Source organism: Compostibacillus humi (genome assembly GCF_014637175.1).
Taxonomy (GTDB): domain Bacteria; phylum Bacillota; class Bacilli; order Bacillales; family Amphibacillaceae; genus Oceanobacillus; species Oceanobacillus humi.
The window spans coordinates 1-17,393 of record NZ_BMEV01000003.1 but is presented as its reverse complement, the minus strand read 5'-3'; the positions used below and the strand labels follow the sequence as shown (position 1 = coordinate 17,393).

The following is a 17,393-nucleotide window of genomic DNA, read 5'->3' as shown; positions in this document are numbered from 1 at the left end:
CATTTTCTTAGAAAATCAAGCAATTATTGTTGAATTTTCCCCGAAAGTCAGTTAATATAAGGCTTGTCATCATACTTTCCAGGTGACAAAAGGTATAAAAACAGGCAAAATAGTAAACAAATGATGTTAAACTGATTATTTTGTTCTGATGTATTACCATTGGGAGGAGGTGAATGACATGAACAAAACAGACTTAATCAATGCAGTTGCTGAAAAAAGCGAGCTTTCCAAAAAAGACGCAACAAAAGCAGTTGACGCTGTTTTTGAATCTGTCATGGATTCACTAAGCAAAGGTGAAAAAGTACAACTTATTGGCTTTGGTAACTTTGAAGTACGGGAACGTGCTGCAAGAAAAGGTCGTAATCCTCAAACTGGTGAGGAAATCGAAATTCCTGCAAGCAAGGTTCCAGCCTTCAAACCAGGTAAAGCCCTCAAGGAAGCTGTAAAATAATTTTACATAGGGCAAAGAAGGGTACGTAAACTACGTGCCCTTTTTTTACGCATACTTTATTTTTATCGTAAATAACAGAAATATTACTATTTTCCGTTGAAATAATACATATTTTTCCAGAACACCACCCGGTTGATTCCGGGAAAATTTTGAGCATCTGCTAGGATGGAGGGATTGGTATGGATAAAAAAAATATGCAGCCGGACTTTTTTGTCGTGAAAGCATTGGAAGACGGAGTAAATGTTATCGGGTTGACGCGAGGCACGGATACAAAATTCCATCACACCGAAAAGCTTGATAAAGGAGAAGTAATGATTGCCCAGTTTACGGAGCATACATCGGCGGTAAAAATAAGAGGAAAAGCAATCATTCAGACTAGCCATGGCGAATTAACAACAGAATAATCAAAGCCCCGATTAAAGAACCGTTTGGTTCACGTATGAAATGTGCTATAATAGCTAAAGCATGGATGATGTTAGGAAAGGCATTAGGTGATTTTCTTGAATACACCCGAAATGGAATTAACGCAAATGAAAAAAATTATTCTCGATAAAATCAAATATCATTATATGGATCAGCATATTTCCCAACCGAAGATTGATGAAGATAAACTGGCCTTATTAATTGCGATTATTGATCATTCATCTTTAGCAAAGCAAAAAAAAATCCAATATGTGATAGCGACGATGCTTGTGCAAATCGCATTAGATACTCATGAGCTCGTTTCTGACGATAGCAGACAAAGGGAATCGGCGGAAGGAAAATTAACGGAGCAGCTTAACGTTTTAGCAGGAGATTACTACAGCGGGCTCTACTATTATTTACTGGCCAATGTAGAAGAAATTGAATTTATCCGGCTGCTCGCATCTGCGATTAGAGAGATAAATGAGAACAAAATGAAACTGTATTATAAAGAAATTCAATCCTTTCCAGACTACGTAGCAACAATCCGACACATAAACGGACTGCTTATTTCCCAAGTTGCTTCTTTTTTTAATAATTTGCAACTTGAGCATCTATCCGATGAATGGATCACGCTAGCTAGTCTATATCGGGAAAGGGAAAAAATAGTTCATAAACAATCGACAATGCTTTCTTCTATTACCGACCAAGAATTAGATGCATGGTTACAGAAAAAGTCACAATCGGTAGTGCGCATAATAAGGGAACTCCCATCAACATACAACAAATTGAAAAAATACTTTTTATCGGATAACAATGTAATTATCAAAACTTCTGTATCGGAAGAAGGGTAAAGTAATGGATCAACATTCAAAAGAACAGCGAGTACATCATGTGTTTGAAAAAATATACCGAAATTACGACTCGATGAACTCGATTATCTCATTTCAAATGCACAAACTTTGGCGGAAAGATGTTATGAAACAGATGAAGGTACAAAGGGGAAGCAAGGCGCTCGATGTCTGCTGCGGAACCGGCGATTGGACATTCTCCCTTGCTCGTGCGGTAGGTCCAAAAGGCGAGGTTGTTGGTCTTGATTTTAGCAAAAACATGCTCTCCGTAGCCGAAAAGAAACTGCGAAATACCCATTACCGCAACATTACCTTTATTCATGGCAACGCTCTGGAACTGCCATTTGCGGACAATACGTTTGATTATGTAACCATCGGATTCGGCTTAAGAAACGTTCGCGACTACATGTCAGCATTAAAGGAAATGTACCGGGTAGTTAAACCGGGAGGAATTGTTGTCTGCCTTGAAACATCTCAGCCGACCTTAATCGGATTCAGACAATTATACTTTTTCTATTTTCAATTTATTATGCCGCTATTTGGCAGGATTTTTGCTCGGAGCTATGACGAATACGCCTGGCTCAATGAATCAACTCGAAATTTTCCCGATAAACAGAAGCTTTCGGAAATGTTTTTAGATGCTGGATTTTCCCGTGTTACGATGAAAAGCTACACAGGCGGAGTAGCAGCGGTGCATATCGGATATAAAAGCAATTCGGCAAGTGACACTTCAGGTAGTTAGGTGAAATTCATGAAACTTCCAAAAACATACGGATACTTAAAAAAAGATTTAGATTCGATTGAAAAAGCCCTGTATCGTTCGATTCAGGCAGAACATCCAATACTGCGGGAAGCATCTACCGAACTTGTGAAGGCTGGGGGAAAAAGAATCCGGCCAATATTTGTGCTGTTATCAAGTCAGCTGGGCGATTTTCATCTGGAAAAAGTATTAAAACTGGCTGTCAGTCTTGAGCTTATTCATATGGCCACTTTAGTTCACGACGACGTTATTGATGATGCGACCCTGCGCAGGGGAAAGCCTACGATTAAGCATCAATATGGGAACCGGGTAGCGATATATACCGGTGATTATTTGCTGGCGAGAGCATTGGAAGAGGTCACTAGCATAAAGGATCCCCGATTGCATCAAATATTGTCAAAAGCAATGGTCGAAGTGTGTATCGGTGAAATTGAACAAATGAAAGATAAATTCAATATCGATCAGTCCATTCGGAATTATTTGCGGAGAATTAAACGAAAAACCGCATTGCTTATCGCGATTAGCTGTCAGCTAGGCGGACTGGTTGCCGGTTTGCCGAAAGAGCATACGAACCAGTTATACCGGTATGGCTACTATGTCGGAATGAGCTTCCAAATTATTGACGATATTCTTGACTTTACCTCAACAGCAAAAGAATTAGGGAAGCCTGTCGGAAATGATCTGATTCAAGGTAACATTACGCTGCCGGTTCTCTTCGCAATGGAAGATCGTGCATTTACGGAACGGCTGCAACAGGCATTTCAGCAAAAGGAAATGGAAAAGAGTGAAATAAATGAACTCTTGACGATGCTGAAACGGACGAATGCCATTGAAAAGTCGTATGAATGGAGCAACCGTTATTTACAGAAAGCATTAACTTCCTTAGCCAATCTTCCGGATGAAAAAGCAAAACAAATATTAAAAGACATTGCTTTATATATTGGCAAGCGGAAATATTAGAGAAAAAATGGAAATCTATTGTTATTTTCAAATAAATTTGATAAGATTTTAGAGGTTAGTTTCAGATACATAATTAGAGAGGTGTAGACAATGGAAAGAACATTCTTAATGGTAAAGCCTGACGGGGTTCAGCGGAATTTAATCGGAAACATTGTCCAGCGTTTCGAAGCGAAAGGCTTTAAACTAGTCGGTGCGAAATTAATGTCTGTATCCCAAGAGCTGGCTGAAAAGCATTACGGAGAACATAAAGACAAACCTTTCTTCGGTGAATTAGTAGATTTCATTACTTCCGGCCCGGTGTTTGCCATGGTTTGGGAAGGTGAAAATGTAATCGCTACAGCGAGAAACATGATGGGGAAAACAAATCCGCAGGAAGCCCTGCCTGGAACCATTCGCGGGGATTTTGGCCTAACCGTCGGCAAAAACGTCATCCACGGTTCTGACTCGAAGGAAAGTGCGGAACGGGAAATTAATTTGTTCTTTGCACCGGATGAACTCATCTCTTATGAAAAACAAGATAGTGCATGGATTTACTAAAGAACGAAACCTCCGTTAATGATAACGGAGGTTTTTTAACAAGGAAGAGGGATAGACTTGGCAGAGGAATATTATCGTTTCATAACGAAGATTAAAAAGAAAACTGGAATCGACTTAAGATTATATAAAGAAAACCAAATGAAGCGCCGGATTACATCGCTAAGAAATAAACGAGGATTTCATAATTTTGATGCGTATTACGATGCACTTTTGCAAGATAGTGCTTTGTTTAACGAGTTTATTGACCGGCTGACAATTAATGTATCCGAATTTTACCGGAACCCAAAAAGATGGGATGTTTTGCAGCGGGAAGTGATTCCCTATTTGACGAAAGACAAGTCAAATATTTTTATCTGGAGCGCCGCCTGTTCTACTGGGGAAGAGCCGTATAGCATCGCGATGATGATGAGAGAACATTTCCCCCATATTCAAACGGAAATCCTGGCGACAGATATAGATGAGAACATTTTAAAGAAAGCGAAGGAAGGAATTTATCATGAACAATCGTTAAAAGATTTGCCAAGATCGTTCAAACAGAAATATTTTCGTACAAAGCATAATTTATTCTATCTTGACCCTACAATAAAACAGAAAGTCACTTTCCGGAAACATAATTTGCTTGCAGATTTGTATCCGAAACAAGTAGACTTGATTGTCTGCCGAAACGTACTCATTTACTTTACCGATGAAGCGAAAGAAAAAATTTATCGTCAATTCGGAAAATCGCTCAACAATAACGGCATATTATTTGTTGGTAGTACAGAACAAATATTCAATCCGAATCAATACGGACTGGAATTATTTGATACCTTTTTTTATCAGAGAATAAACACGCAAAACAAGGAATATTAGGAAGATTTAAAAATATACATCTTTTATAATTTTCTACAAAATCATATGGAATTATGCTATATTAGTTAGAAAACTTTAGTCCTTTAAAATATTTCAGTAAAGGAGAATGTTCATTGCGCTATTTAACCGCTGGAGAATCCCACGGAAAACAGTTGACCACAATTATTGAAGGGGTTCCTGCAGGACTATCCATTCAAATTGACGAAATAAATTCCTCCTTATTACGCAGGCAGCAAGGATACGGTCGGGGAAGAAGACAGCAAATCGAAAAAGATTTAGTAGAAATAACGAGCGGAATCCGTCACGGATATACGTTAGGTTCCCCGATTTCCTTAGTTATTAAAAATGATGATTTTAAACATTGGACAGATATTATGGGAGAAGAGCCGCTGGAAGAGGGAACAGAAATTCGCCGGGTAGTCACGAAGCCCCGTCCTGGCCATGCCGATTTAAATGGAGCACTAAAATATGGCCACCGGGATATTCGCAATGTGCTGGAGCGTTCATCAGCAAGGGAGACTGCAGCAAGGGTTGCAGCCGGAGCCGTTGCTAAAATCCTGCTTCAGCAACTAGGAATTAAAGTTTGCGGATATGTAAAGGAAATAGGCGGAATTAAAGCGAAAGACCAAGATAACTTATCCATCGAAGAACGCATTGAGCGGGCCCAACAATCGCCTGTCATGGTTTTAGATCCGGATGTTGAACAGGAAATGATGGATAAGATTGACGAAGTAAAACAAGCAGGAAATTCAGTTGGCGGAGTGTGTGAGGTATATGTAGAAGGAATGCCTGCCGGTATCGGTTCCTATGTTCACTATGACCGGAAACTGGATGCCCGGATTGCCGCTGCGGTCGTCAGCATAAATGCGTTTAAGGGAGTCGAATTCGGCTTAGGATTTGAGGCAGCCCGAAAATTGGGCAGCGAAGTCCATGACGAAATTGCCTGGAATGAGAAGAAAGGGTATTATCGGACTTCCAATCGGCTCGGCGGGTTTGAAGGGGGCATGACAACCGGCATGCCGATCGTCGTCAGAGGGGTAATGAAACCTATTCCTACTTTGATGAAAAATCCGCTGCGCAGTGTGGACATCAATACAAAAGAGCCTTTTACCGCAACGGTGGAACGTTCTGATGCATGTGCAGTCCCAGCAGCTTCCGTCGTCATGGAACATGTTGTTGCCTTTGAATTAGCCAGAGCAATTTTAGAACAATTTTCACGGGATCAATTTTCGAAATTGAAAAAGGCAGTTGATGAATACCGAGAGGAAATCAGGTGTTTTTAAATGAAAGAGATTGTCGTACCGTCCAGTAGCCATACGTATTCCGTTTGGATTGGCGAAGGCTTGTTAAAAAACGTCAGCAAATATTTGCAAAAAGAATATTCTTCGATCTTCGTTATTACCGATGATGTAGTGGAAAAGCTTTATTTGCAAACATTGTTAGAAAGTTTGCCTAAAGTGCATAAAGCTGTCGCTGTCGTAGCGGCTGGAGAACAATCAAAAAATATAACAACGTATTACCGTTTGCAAACCGAAGCGATTGAAGCCGGACTCGATCGGAATTCCTTAATTATCGCCCTGGGAGGCGGGGTCGTTGGAGATATTGCCGGATTTGTTGCCGCCACGTACATGCGGGGAATCGACTATATCCAAGTTCCGACAACCGTGCTCGCTCATGACAGCAGTGTCGGCGGGAAAGTGGCCATTAACCACGAACAAGGGAAAAATTTGATCGGGAGTTTTTATCCTCCAGCGGCGGTCCTATATGATGTGGACACGCTGGCTACGTTGCCTCCGCAGGAAATTCGCTCGGGCTATGCAGAAATTGTAAAAGAAGCCTTAATTTCGGACAAGGAAGCTTTTGAACGATTGTTACAGGTTAATTTACACGACTTGACAAAGGAAGAGTTACAAGAGCATCTTTCCTTCGGCATCGAAGTAAAAACTGCCATCGTTACAGCCGATGAAAAAGAAAAGGGAGAGCGAAAATTTTTAAACCTTGGCCACACATTAGGACATGCGATAGAAACGGAACTGCAATACCAGCTGCTGAAACATGGTGAAGCCGTTGCTGTCGGACTGTTATTTTCCCTCTTCGTCAGTGAGGACCTGTTTCAGGCGGATGTTTCATTTTCCAAGCTGTACGGGTGGCTATCGGATAATGGCTATCCGCTGCCAGCTGAGATGCTGGATCCGGAAATTTTATTAAAACGAATGAAGACGGACAAAAAAGCGCAAGCAGGAAAAGTTCAAATGGTATTATTAAAGGATATTGGACAGCCTACAACAGCAGTGCTTGATGATGAACAGATCGTCCATTACATAAAGCGGTTTAGAGAGAGGTTGGTGAGAGGATGACTCGGGGAATTCGGGGGGCTACAACAGTTCCTGAAAATGATAAAGATTTGATTATTGCATATACGAAAGAATTACTAGAAAAAATGATTGCCGAAAATGACATTCATCCTTCCAATGTTTCCCATATTTTTATTTCTGCAACGAAGGATATTAATGCAGCTTTTCCTGCACAAGCATTGCGGAAAATTGAAGGATGGAAATATGTACCAGTTATGTGCATGGCAGAAATGGATGTGCCGAACAGTCTGTCGAAATGCATTCGAATCATGATGGTGGTGGATACGGAGCGGAAACAGGAAGAAATTAACCATGTATTTTTGCATGATGCAGTTCAGCTCCGACCAGATTTAGTGAAGGGAGACTAATGGTGAAACGGACAATATTAATTGCAGGACTCGGTTTAATCGGCGGCTCGATTGCAAAGGCGATTAAACAGTCGAATGAGCATCATATTTTAGGATACGATGTCAATGAACCCACCGTCCAATATGCCCTGACAAACGGAATAATCCATGAAGGGTATCAACGTTTTTCCGAGGCAGCGGAAAAAGCAGATATCATTATTTTAGCCGCCCCGATTTCCGAAACGATTTCTTTGCTGCAGCAGCTGCAGCAAATTGCTTTTACGAAAGATGTCATTGTGACGGATGTCTCATCTGTCAAAGGCCCGGTAATGGAAGCGGCAAATAAAATTGAAAATGAACGCATTTCATTTATCGGCGGTCATCCGATGGCAGGCTCTCATAAAATGGGAATTGAAGCTTCAAAAGCTCATTTATTCGAAAATGCCATCTATGTTTTGACCCCGTCGCACCGATGCAAAGAAGGAAAAGTAGAGATCCTGAAAGACGTACTAAAACATACAAAATGTAAGTTTGTCGTTTTAAATCCGACAGAACACGATGAAATGACAGGCGTAATCTCTCATTTTCCCCATTTAATCGCGTCTTCTTTAGTACAACAAGCAAAAAAATGGGAAAAAAAACATAATTATTTACCAAATCTTGCAGCCGGCGGATTTCGCGATATTACGCGAATCGCCTCCAGCAACCCCAAATTGTGGCAAGACATTTTCTACCATAATCGGGAAAAGCTGTCGGCTCTGCTTTCGGAATGGATCGATGAAATGAAGTACGTGAAAGGGTTTATTGATAATAATCGAAAAGAAGAAATGATTACATATTTGGAACAGGCGAAAAAATATCGGGACGGTTTGCCTACAAAAGAAAAGGGTGCCATCCCGTCCTTCTATGATTTGTACGTGGATATCCGCGATCAGCCTGGTGCCCTTGCGTCCGTCGTATTATTGTTAGCAAATAAAAATATTAGCATTAAAAACATCGAAATTCTCGAAATAAGAGAAGGAATTACCGGGGTATTACGGCTAAGTTTCTATACGGAGGAAACACAAAAAGCTAGTTTGGACATTTTGTTGCATCACGGATATGAAGCTAAGATTATCCAATAAGGAGAGTTGTTATGCGTACTTTACATCCGGTAAGCAAAGGCTTAGCGGGAAACATTGATGTTCCCGGCGATAAATCCATTTCCCACCGGGCGGTAATGCTGGCATCTCTTGCCAACGGCACTTCCCGGATAGACAATTTTCTGGACGGAGAAGACTGTATGGCGACCCTCCAAGCATTCCGTCATATGGGAGTATCCATTGAAAAGAAGGGAAAACAAGTAATTATCGAAGGGAAGGGGGCTTCCCATCTGCAAGAACCGTCCGTGCCATTAGATTTTGGCAACTCGGGAACGACTACCCGATTAATGCTTGGCATATTATCAGGACTTCCTTTTTTCACGACAATATTTGGGGACCAGTCTTTAAGCAGTCGGCCGATGGACCGGGTCGTGAAACCGCTACGGAAGATGGGGGCTTCCATCGACGGCAGGGGAAACGGCAACTATCTTCCCCTTAGCATCCGCGGAAAAGCGTTAAAAGGGATAGAATATAAGATGCCGGTAAAAAGCGCTCAAGTAAAATCTGCGCTTTTGCTGGCTGGATTATTTGCAGACGGAGAGACGACAGTAAAAGAAATGGTGAAAAGCCGGGATCACACGGAAAAAATGCTCAAAGCATTTGGCGCTGACATTAAGACGGAAGGGTTAGCCGCCACCATAACTAGCAAAACACAATTAAAAGCAACAGATATTTTTGTTCCAGGGGATATTTCTTCCGCAGCCTTTTTCCTGGCCGCAGCTGTGATTGTACCTGATAGTGAAATTACCCTTCGGAAAGTCGGCTTAAATGAGACGAGAACCGGCATATTGGATGCATTAAAGCAGATGGGTGCAGACATAGAAATTCATCACGAGGAGGAAATCGGAGGAGAGAGATTAGGGGATATTACGGTACGGTATAGTCCGTTAAACGGAATAACGATCGAAGGCGAAATTATCCCCCGTCTCATCGATGAAATTCCGGTTTTGGCATTAGTTGCTACTCAAGCGGAGGGCAAGACAGTCATACGGAATGCAGAGGAGCTAAAAATAAAAGAAACCGACCGGATATTGGCCGTCACCGATGTGCTAAGCACCCTTGGGGCAAAAATTGAACCAACAGAAGACGGAATGATTATATACGGAAAAACACCGCTTTATGGCGGGAAAATAAAATCATATCACGACCACCGCATTGCGATGATGGGGGTAATCGCTTCACTCATTGCCAAAGATACGGTTGTGCTGGATGATGCCTCCTCCATTAACATATCCTATCCTGAGTTTTTCCAGCATTTGCAACATATTCAATAAATGAAGGTCCAATGAAAGTTGGGCCTTTTTTTGATATTTTTGTGACATGGAAAGCAAAAACTTTAAACAATTTCATTTTTTATTATATGATAGCTCATATACGGTTGAATGGAAAGGATGTTCCTATGAACACCATTAGGAAAGCAATGCAGCTTATTGAAAATAACGAGCCGGAACAGGCAATTGTCCTTTTAAAAAGATATACAGATAAGGCGAATGAAGATGAATTGCAAATAATCGCCGAAATTTTTATTGAACTTGGCTTTCTCCAAGATGCAGAAAATATTTTAAAGCAGCTGTTAAAGAAATATCCGAAAAACAGCGAACTGAAGATTATGCTTTCGGAAATATATGTGGAGTGGGAGCAAGATGAATTAGCAATTTCCCTGCTTAATGAAATCGACAAAAATGATCCAAATTATGTTTCTTCCTTAGTACAGCTGGCGGATTTATATCAGGTGCAAGGGCTGTTTGAAGTCGCAGAGCAGAAATTGCTCACCGCCAAAAGCATTAATCCGGATGAATTGCTTATCGATTTTGCTTTAGGGGAACTGTATTTCTCCATCGGCGAATATAAGAAGTCTTTAATCTATTATGAGAAAATATTGCCGAGACAAGACAAGGTTGTTCAAGTTTCCATTAAAGAAAGACTGGGAGAAGCGTATGCAGCAACCGGTGAATACGAGAAAGCGCTCATCTATTTTAAAGAAAATAAGAGCAAAGACCCGGACTTCCTATACCGTTACGGAATAATAGCTTATCAGGCGGACAGGACGGACATCGCCATAAAAGTATGGGAAGATGTTCTGAAAATTGATCCGGCCTATTCCACCGTTTATCCCCGGTTGGCAAAGGCGTATGAAGAGGATGGCAATATACAGGAAGCATTAATTACAGCAAAAAAAGGCATCCAAAATGACGAGTTTCAAAAGGAATTGTATTACCTTGCCGGAACGTATGCCTTTCAGCTTGGCGAAACGGCAACTAGCAAACAATTTGCGGAACATGCAGTTGCTTTAGATCCCGACTACAAAGATGCCGTACTTCTGTTAATTGAAATTTATAAGTCGGATAATGATTATGAGCAAATTATAACCTTATTAACAGATATAAAAAAGCAGGGGGCTTCAGACCCGGTATACGAATGGGAATTGGCAAAAGCTTCTATCGAGCTGGATCGGTATGACGATGCATTAAATCATTATGAAGATGCATATAATACGTTAAATCAGGATAGTGAATTCTTGAAGGAATACGGATATTTTTTAGTCGAGGAGGGGATGACGGAAAAAGCAATTGCCATTTTAGAAAAATATTTGGTACTGGAGAGTCAGGATGAAGAAGTTCGGGAATATTTGTTTCGCATGAAAGATACCTTTGATCGCAGTTAGGGGGAAAAAGATGAGCACATCCGTCTCCGTAGAAGATAAAAAACGATTTATTCAATGGTTTTTAAAAAATTATCAATTGAAGAAACGGGAAAGCGCCTGGATATTGCATTATATTTTAAATCATGCAGAAATTTTGGAAAACATCCATTTTGTCCGCGATGTAAAATTCTGTCCCCGGGGGATGATGATCACGAGTAAATGCTCTGAAGAAGTACCCTTTCGATTTTATAAAAACCATCTCGTTACAACCGATGTGGAAAAAACTTTCCACGATATCCGCCTTAATTATAATGAAAAATTATATATCCAAATTAATTTTTTTCGGTCCAATCAAAATGCAAAATATGCGCTCGTGCTTGAAGAAAATCCTTTCCTTCCTGATGATTACCACATTACGAGAAAGGACCGCCACTTAGCCGGGAAAATATTAGATTATTCCATATATCATTTTGAGCGGGACAGATTGTTAAAAGAAATCGATACCGCATTGGATGAAATGGACGAAGAACGGTTTTTCCATTTAACAGAGCAGCTCCATCAATTAGACAGGGAATTTCAACAGCCGCGATTGCAAAAGCAATAGCGGTTGATTTTTTTTCTTTATTTAAGCTATGATGTTACTTAGTAAGTTTAAAATGAAAGCGAGGAACATCGATGAAATGGAACAAGTCAGATATGTCCACCTACATAAAGGCAAAAGAATATATTGACACGGTCATCGTGCCTGTTATCCCTTTCCAGACGTCCAAGGATGAAGAATTAATAAAAGACGCACACGCCCAGGAAGTAATGACTTTTTTTGTGCACCACCTGGAAAAGGAATTATCCGGCCGGATTATGCTTGCTCCCAGTTACGTCTATTTAAAATCCAGTGAACTGGATGAGGAAATAAAACGGATAAATGCATGGGTGGATGACATCCAAAGTCAGCCATTTCAACATATTTTCTTTATTACATATGATCCAAAGTGGAAAAAATACGAAAAAGAAATGAAAGGCAATTTGCTATGGCTCCCGGCATTACAATCGGAAGAGATTGATGTAACAGAACCCCGGGGAATTATCCGTGAACAAGTAAATCAAGTAGTAGAGCTCATCCGTTCATTCTGGTAAGAGAAAAGGAAAGATTTCACACAATTGTTGTATTTCATTTGTCAAATTTATTGACCGAGCTATAAGATTGCGCTATCATTGGTATTGTCCTAGTAACTCTAATAAGAATGTGTCTGTGATTAAGTGAAAGAGGGGGGAAAATCATGAGTGATAAAAAACATCAAGTAACCCGTAGACAGTTCCTAAACTATACGCTAACTGGTGTAGGAGGATTCATGGCTGCCGGTCTGTTAGTTTCGCCAATCCGAATGGCGATTGACCCAGTGCTCAAAGAATCTTCGTCCGGTGATTTAGTTAATGTCGGAATATCCGTCGACGAAATAACTGATGTGCCGCAACGTGTTGACTGGACTGTTGAACAAGTTGATGGATGGTATAAATCAGAACCGAGCCGTTCTGCATGGGTGTATAAAGATGAAAACGGAGAAATCGTTGCCCTATCCCCAATCTGTACACACTTAGGCTGTGTCGTTTCATGGGAAGGCAGCGAAGAACATCCAAACCGTTTTTACTGCCCATGTCATGATGGATTATATGAAAAAGACGGTACAAACGTACCTGGTACACCACCGTTAACACCATTAGCTGTATATGAACAGGAAGTTCGAGACGGAATATTATTTTTAGGAAATCCAATTGACAGAAAGGGGGCGTAATCCATCATGTTACAAAAAATTTATGATTGGATTGATGAACGTGTGGATGTTACGCCTATTTGGCGTGATATCGCGGATCACGAAGTTCCAGAGCATGTTAACCCAGCCCATCATTTTTCAGCCTTCGTTTATTGTTTCGGCGGGTTAACATTCTTTGTTGTTGTCATTCAAATCCTCTCTGGGATGTTCCTGACTATGTATTACGTCCCGGATATCGAAAACGCATGGAAGTCTGTTTATTATTTGCAAACAGAAGTAGCCCATGGTCAGATCGTAAGAGGAATGCACCACTGGGGTGCCAGTGTTGTTATCGTAATGTTGTTATTACATACACTTCGGGTATTTTTCCAAGGAGCATATAAGAAGCCGCGTGAGCTTAACTGGATGGTAGGAGTGCTGCTTTTCTTTGTTATGCTCGGACTAGGGTTTACCGGATACTTGCTGCCTTGGGATAACAAAGCTTACTTTGCTACCCAAGTAGGTTTGGAAATTGCCCAGCAAGTTCCGTTTATCGGTGATGAGCTGAAAGTGCTGTTAGCTGGTGACGAAAATATCGTTGGTGCGCAAACATTAACCCGATTCTTTGCGATTCATGTATTCTTCTTGCCAGCCATTTTATTCGCACTATTGGCAGTACACTTTATCTTAATCCGTAGACAAGGTATCTCAGGACCACTATAAAAGGAGGGGAAAGCGAATGAAGCGGGGTAAAGGTATGAAATTTGTCGGAGATTCTCGTATCTCCGCAGAAAAGACATCATATTATCCAAAAGACTATTCGGAATATCCTGGCAGAACAGAAGCTTTCTGGCCCAACTTTTTATTAAAAGAGTGGTTGGCTGGTTCAGTTTTCTTAGTTGGATTTTTAACCCTTACATTGGCCCATCCATCACCGCTTGAAGGGATGGCCGATCCGACAAATGCTTCTTACATTCCATTGCCAGACTGGTATTTCTTATTCTTATATGAATTGCTTAAATACGAATTTGCCAGTGGTGACTTTATTTTAATCGGTATTTTAGGTATTCCGGGTCTTGCATTTGGTGCACTGCTGTTGGCGCCATTCTTGGATAACGGTCCAGGACGCAAACCACGTCAACGTCCAATTGCAGTTTCGATGATGCTTTTAGCACTTGCATCCGTTGTATGGCTTACTTACGAATCTGCATCCGCTGTTGACTGGGAATCCCGGGCAGAGGCAAACAAACCAATTCCAGAATCTGACGTAACGATTGATGTAGACCATCCAGGATATGCAGTTTATGAAGCAAGCTGTATGTCGTGTCACGGCGGGGAATTGGAAGGTTCAGCGGCAGCACCATCATTAATAGGCATTGAATATAGCGCGGAAGAAATCGCCGATATTGCCGTAAACGGACTAGGTGCAATGCCTGCAGGACTATTTACTGGCAGTGATGAAGAATTGCAACAATTAGCTGAATTTATTGTTTCTGTGAATGAATCAGCAGAATAGACAAAAACACCTTCCCGGTTTTGGTGAAGGTGTTTTTTGTACGATGAATAGGGATGGGTGCCATGATTAGGTTCATTTTGCAAGATAATCGATTTGTACTTATCTTATTTTTTATTAACCTTTTAGGGACAATTTACGGATACTGGTGGTATGAAAGCCAGCTTTCCATCACTCCGCCGATTTTTCTTATTTTTGTTCCGGACAGTCCAACGGCAAGTTTGTTTTTTACTGTATTTTTGCTGTTTTTCTTATTTAGGAAACCGGTGCCTTATATTGAGGCGTTAGCATTAATAACCTTGTTTAAATATGGTATATGGGCTGTTGTGATGAATCTGTTAACTTTATGGACCGACGGCTCGATCGGCTGGCAAGGATATATGCTCATCTTTTCCCATTTAGGCATGGCAATCCAGGGACTGTTATATTCTCCCTTTTACAGCATACAGTTACGCCATCTCACGGTCGCTGCCATTTGGACGTTACATAACGATGTCATTGACTATGTATTTGAAATGATGCCAATCTATTCTTCCTTAACGACCTATATGAACGAAATCGGTTATTTTACCTTTTGGCTCAGTATCGTTTCAATCGGCATAGCCTACACCCTTACAGTTAAAAAAAACAGACAACCTGGCATGTAATATGGACAAGTTTGCCCTCATACATTATTAAATAAGATGTATGAGAGGTGTGATCTCTATGATAAGAAGAAAATTGCATCAAATGGTCTGCATGCTTGCTTTCGTCATAGGGATACTAACAATTAACCCGTTCTTGCCTCAAAAAATTTTTGCCAGTCCTGCTGTAGAGGATTTACGCAACACGTTAGAATGGACGCCCTTTGCCTTAGCTGTCCTGATTATCGGCGGAAGTATCGGTCTGACATTAATTTACGTGAGCTGGAAAAAATATAGGGGCAGCAAAAAATCATTTCCGAAGAAGGACAAAATGATTGACTAAACGGTAATGTTTGACTAAAATTGACCATATACAAATAATAATGGAGGAATTCGTATGGGCGGTTTTATCATTTACATCGCAATACTGTTAATTATCCCTTTATGGGCACAAGCGCGAGTAAGATCAACTTACAAAAAGTATTCGAAAATGCCGACATCATCTTATTTGTCAGGAGCAGAAGTTGCCCGCAAAATTTTAGATGACAACGGTCTGTACGATGTACACATTGAAGAAACAGACGGAATGTTGTCAGACCATTATGATCCGAGAAAAAAAGTGGTGCGCCTGTCTACCGAGATTTATCACGGTCGTTCCATGGCAGCTTCGGCAGTAGCAGCCCATGAAGTCGGACATGCGATTCAAGATCAGCAAAATTACGCTTTTTTACGGTTTAGACATGCGTTAGTGCCAATCGCCAATCTAGGATCCAATTTGTCCTTTTTCCTTATTTTCGCCGGGATTATTTTTACGTGGGCTGAAATGCTCTTACTTGGTATCATCTTTATGTCGGCGGCAGTTCTCTTCCAACTAGTGACATTGCCTGTTGAATTTGATGCGTCCAACCGTGCCATGGCACAATTAGTATCTTCCGGAATTATCCGCAATAATGAAGAAAGGGAAACTCGAAAAGTTTTAAATGCTGCCGCTATGACCTATGTTGCTGCTGCATTAACTGCGGTAATGGAATTGGCCCGCTTTATCTTCATGTACTTTGTTATGCGCGAAGAGTAAAAATCCGCAACGATTGGTTGCGGATTTTTTTATGAAGAAGCAGGACAAGAAAGCTTTTTTAATCTTCCCGTAACGGCTTTTTATTTTCATCCAGCGTAAACCCTTCGCCGAGCACATCGTGGACGGTAATAACCGATACGAAAGCATGGGGGTCAATGCGCTGGATAATATTTTTTAGCCGGACAATTTCATTTCTTGCTACGATACAGTACAATACTTCTCTTTTTTCCCCGGAGAAACTTCCCCGGCCGTCCAGGACGGTCACTCCCCGGCCCATCTTCGTTAGTATTTCCTTTGCGATTTTATCGTTTTTATCGGAAATAATTAATGTTCCCTTTGCGGAGTAGGCTCCCTCTTGAAGAAAATCAATCACTCTCGCTCCAACATAAACGGCAACGAGGGTATACATCCCTTGCCTTAAGTCCAAGATGACGAAAATAGAAGTTGTAATAACAATCAGGTCAAAAATAAACATTGTCCGCCCGATGCTCCAGCCGGCATATTTGTTAACTAGCCTGGCAATGATATCAACTCCTCCGGTCGTACCCCCATAGCGGAAGATAATGCCAAGGCCGATGCCGATGAACACCCCGGCAAACAAGGCAACTAATAACATATCATTATGTAATTCAATTTGGAACTCATATGTTTGAAATAGCCGCAGGAAGACCGATACAAAAATGGTGCCGATAATCGTATAAATAAACGTATTTCGTCCGAGAAACTTCCAGCCGATAAAAAACACAGGAATGTTCAAAACGAGGTTGGAAATTGCCGGGTCAATTCCCCAAAGGAAATAAAGAAGCAACGTAATTCCAGTAAACCCGCCTTCGCCTAGATTATGCTGCATATTAAAATGTACGATTCCAAAAGAAAAGATGGCAGCTCCTAAGGCGATAAAAATGATATTCTTTATTTTTATACGAAAAAACATGTGTTGACACCCCCTTTAATTTAAAACAACAAACTGACTTTATTATAGATAATTTAACAAAAAACAACAATAAAAGTTGTAAACGCCGTTTGTGTCAAGCTTTTCTCGGTAACCTTCTCACACCAGTATTTCCGGCACTCTATTTTTGTACGCTTACTTAGGCTACCGCGCGATTACCATCGCTTGGTGCCTGGCGTTTT

22 protein-coding genes are annotated in these 17,393 nt (G+C 40.9%); 21 read left to right on the top strand and 1 reads right to left on the bottom strand.

All coding sequences use genetic code 11. The features are described from left to right. Positions 1–178: 178 nt before the first annotated feature. From hbs to IEV18_RS01020, 21 genes are all read left to right on the top strand, one after another. Entirely contained in the window at positions 179–451 is a 273-nt protein-coding gene (hbs, locus tag IEV18_RS01120; RefSeq protein ID WP_229733505.1) for a non-specific DNA-binding protein Hbs, read from the top strand. A 179-nt stretch (positions 452–630) separates the two neighbouring features. Continuing rightward, entirely contained in the window at positions 631–855 is a 225-nt protein-coding gene (gene mtrB / locus IEV18_RS01115) for a trp RNA-binding attenuation protein MtrB (protein ID WP_188390526.1), read from the top strand. A gap of 96 nt (positions 856–951) precedes the next feature. Continuing rightward, positions 952–1,707 (top strand): heptaprenyl diphosphate synthase component 1, encoded by a 756-nt coding sequence (locus tag IEV18_RS01110; RefSeq protein WP_188390525.1) that lies wholly within the window; start codon positions 952–954, stop codon positions 1,705–1,707. Positions 1,708–1,711: 4 nt separating this feature from the next. Next, a complete protein-coding gene (locus IEV18_RS01105) occupies positions 1,712–2,446 on the top strand; it encodes a demethylmenaquinone methyltransferase (protein ID WP_188390524.1) in 735 nt (244 codons plus the stop codon). A gap of 9 nt (positions 2,447–2,455) precedes the next feature. Then, positions 2,456–3,424, top strand: coding sequence for a heptaprenyl diphosphate synthase component II (gene hepT, locus IEV18_RS01100; protein ID WP_188390523.1), 969 nt, complete (start codon positions 2,456–2,458; stop codon positions 3,422–3,424). A 90-nt stretch (positions 3,425–3,514) separates the two neighbouring features. Further along, positions 3,515–3,961, top strand: a complete 447-nt coding sequence (gene ndk / locus IEV18_RS01095) for a nucleoside-diphosphate kinase (protein WP_188390522.1) — start codon at positions 3,515–3,517, stop codon at positions 3,959–3,961. A gap of 57 nt (positions 3,962–4,018) precedes the next feature. After that, entirely contained in the window at positions 4,019–4,813 is a 795-nt protein-coding gene (locus IEV18_RS01090) for a CheR family methyltransferase (RefSeq protein WP_188390521.1), read from the top strand. A 113-nt stretch (positions 4,814–4,926) separates the two neighbouring features. Beyond that, entirely contained in the window at positions 4,927–6,096 is a 1,170-nt protein-coding gene (gene aroC, locus IEV18_RS01085; RefSeq protein WP_188390520.1) for a chorismate synthase, read from the top strand. After that, on the top strand, positions 6,097–7,170 hold the full coding sequence (gene aroB, locus IEV18_RS01080; protein WP_188390519.1) for a 3-dehydroquinate synthase: 1,074 nt from the start codon (positions 6,097–6,099) through the stop codon (positions 7,168–7,170). It abuts the gene before it with no gap. Further along, entirely contained in the window at positions 7,167–7,535 is a 369-nt protein-coding gene (gene aroH, locus IEV18_RS01075; protein WP_188390518.1) for a chorismate mutase, read from the top strand. Before aroB ends, aroH begins: the two co-directional genes overlap by 4 nt. After that, positions 7,535–8,638, top strand: a complete 1,104-nt coding sequence (locus tag IEV18_RS01070; protein WP_188390517.1) for a prephenate dehydrogenase — start codon at positions 7,535–7,537, stop codon at positions 8,636–8,638. Before aroH ends, IEV18_RS01070 begins: the two co-directional genes overlap by 1 nt. Positions 8,639–8,649: 11 nt before the next feature. After that, positions 8,650–9,930 (top strand): 3-phosphoshikimate 1-carboxyvinyltransferase, encoded by a 1,281-nt coding sequence (gene aroA / locus IEV18_RS01065; RefSeq protein WP_188390516.1) that lies wholly within the window; start codon positions 8,650–8,652, stop codon positions 9,928–9,930. A gap of 125 nt (positions 9,931–10,055) precedes the next feature. Then, positions 10,056–11,321 (top strand): tetratricopeptide repeat protein, encoded by a 1,266-nt coding sequence (locus IEV18_RS01060; RefSeq protein WP_188390515.1) that lies wholly within the window; start codon positions 10,056–10,058, stop codon positions 11,319–11,321. A gap of 10 nt (positions 11,322–11,331) precedes the next feature. Then, entirely contained in the window at positions 11,332–11,904 is a 573-nt protein-coding gene (locus IEV18_RS01055; RefSeq protein ID WP_188390514.1) for a ReoY family proteolytic degradation factor, read from the top strand. 71 nt (positions 11,905–11,975) lie between these two features. Beyond that, positions 11,976–12,434 carry a DUF2487 family protein gene (locus tag IEV18_RS01050; RefSeq protein WP_188390513.1) on the top strand — a complete coding sequence of 153 codons (459 nt, stop codon included), beginning with the start codon at positions 11,976–11,978 and terminating at the stop codon, positions 12,432–12,434. A gap of 143 nt (positions 12,435–12,577) precedes the next feature. Next, complete coding sequence (locus tag IEV18_RS01045; protein ID WP_188390512.1) at positions 12,578–13,090, top strand: QcrA and Rieske domain-containing protein; 513 nt, start codon at positions 12,578–12,580, stop codon at positions 13,088–13,090. A 6-nt stretch (positions 13,091–13,096) separates the two neighbouring features. After that, positions 13,097–13,771, top strand: a complete 675-nt coding sequence (gene qcrB / locus IEV18_RS01040) for a menaquinol-cytochrome c reductase cytochrome b subunit (RefSeq protein WP_188390511.1) — start codon at positions 13,097–13,099, stop codon at positions 13,769–13,771. A 16-nt stretch (positions 13,772–13,787) separates the two neighbouring features. Continuing rightward, a complete protein-coding gene (locus IEV18_RS01035; protein WP_188390510.1) occupies positions 13,788–14,564 on the top strand; it encodes a menaquinol-cytochrome c reductase cytochrome b/c subunit in 777 nt (258 codons plus the stop codon). 62 nt (positions 14,565–14,626) lie between these two features. Continuing rightward, the gene (gene lhaT / locus IEV18_RS01030) at positions 14,627–15,208 is read left to right on the top strand and encodes a lipoprotein heptaprenylglyceryl N-acetyltransferase LhaT (RefSeq protein ID WP_188390509.1); all 582 of its coding nucleotides are present in this window, start codon (positions 14,627–14,629) and stop codon (positions 15,206–15,208) included. Positions 15,209–15,266: 58 nt separating this feature from the next. Next, complete coding sequence (locus tag IEV18_RS01025) at positions 15,267–15,527, top strand: sporulation protein YpjB (protein WP_188390508.1); 261 nt, start codon at positions 15,267–15,269, stop codon at positions 15,525–15,527. Positions 15,528–15,581: 54 nt separating this feature from the next. Beyond that, positions 15,582–16,259, top strand: coding sequence for a zinc metallopeptidase (locus tag IEV18_RS01020; RefSeq protein WP_188390507.1), 678 nt, complete (start codon positions 15,582–15,584; stop codon positions 16,257–16,259). A 58-nt stretch (positions 16,260–16,317) separates the two neighbouring features. Here IEV18_RS01020 and IEV18_RS01015 read toward each other — a convergent pair whose 3' ends face one another. Continuing rightward, positions 16,318–17,193 (bottom strand): YitT family protein, encoded by an 876-nt coding sequence (locus IEV18_RS01015; protein ID WP_188390506.1) that lies wholly within the window; start codon positions 17,191–17,193, stop codon positions 16,318–16,320. Between the last annotated feature and the right edge of the window lie 200 nt (positions 17,194–17,393).

Bases quoted from the DNA above. Each gene is read 5' to 3' on its own strand.
- hbs (WP_229733505.1), top strand. From the start codon at position 179: ATGAACAAAACAGACTTAATCAATGCAGTTGCTGAAAAAAGCGAGCTT.
- mtrB (WP_188390526.1), top strand. From the start codon at position 631: ATGGATAAAAAAAATATGCAGCCGGACTTTTTTGTCGTGAAAGCATTG.
- IEV18_RS01105 (WP_188390524.1), top strand. From the start codon at position 1,712: ATGGATCAACATTCAAAAGAACAGCGAGTACATCATGTGTTTGAAAAA.
- hepT (WP_188390523.1), top strand. From the start codon at position 2,456: ATGAAACTTCCAAAAACATACGGATACTTAAAAAAAGATTTAGATTCG.
- ndk (WP_188390522.1), top strand. From the start codon at position 3,515: ATGGAAAGAACATTCTTAATGGTAAAGCCTGACGGGGTTCAGCGGAAT.
- aroB (WP_188390519.1), top strand. From the start codon at position 6,097: ATGAAAGAGATTGTCGTACCGTCCAGTAGCCATACGTATTCCGTTTGG.
- aroH (WP_188390518.1), top strand. From the start codon at position 7,167: ATGACTCGGGGAATTCGGGGGGCTACAACAGTTCCTGAAAATGATAAA.
- IEV18_RS01070 (WP_188390517.1), top strand. From the start codon at position 7,535: ATGGTGAAACGGACAATATTAATTGCAGGACTCGGTTTAATCGGCGGC.
- aroA (WP_188390516.1), top strand. From the start codon at position 8,650: ATGCGTACTTTACATCCGGTAAGCAAAGGCTTAGCGGGAAACATTGAT.
- IEV18_RS01060 (WP_188390515.1), top strand. From the start codon at position 10,056: ATGAACACCATTAGGAAAGCAATGCAGCTTATTGAAAATAACGAGCCG.
- IEV18_RS01055 (WP_188390514.1), top strand. From the start codon at position 11,332: ATGAGCACATCCGTCTCCGTAGAAGATAAAAAACGATTTATTCAATGG.
- IEV18_RS01050 (WP_188390513.1), top strand. From the start codon at position 11,976: ATGAAATGGAACAAGTCAGATATGTCCACCTACATAAAGGCAAAAGAA.
- IEV18_RS01045 (WP_188390512.1), top strand. From the start codon at position 12,578: ATGAGTGATAAAAAACATCAAGTAACCCGTAGACAGTTCCTAAACTAT.
- qcrB (WP_188390511.1), top strand. From the start codon at position 13,097: ATGTTACAAAAAATTTATGATTGGATTGATGAACGTGTGGATGTTACG.
- IEV18_RS01035 (WP_188390510.1), top strand. From the start codon at position 13,788: ATGAAGCGGGGTAAAGGTATGAAATTTGTCGGAGATTCTCGTATCTCC.
- lhaT (WP_188390509.1), top strand. From the start codon at position 14,627: ATGATTAGGTTCATTTTGCAAGATAATCGATTTGTACTTATCTTATTT.
- IEV18_RS01025 (WP_188390508.1), top strand. From the start codon at position 15,267: ATGATAAGAAGAAAATTGCATCAAATGGTCTGCATGCTTGCTTTCGTC.
- IEV18_RS01020 (WP_188390507.1), top strand. From the start codon at position 15,582: ATGGGCGGTTTTATCATTTACATCGCAATACTGTTAATTATCCCTTTA.
- IEV18_RS01015 (WP_188390506.1), bottom strand. From the start codon at position 17,193: ATGTTTTTTCGTATAAAAATAAAGAATATCATTTTTATCGCCTTAGGA.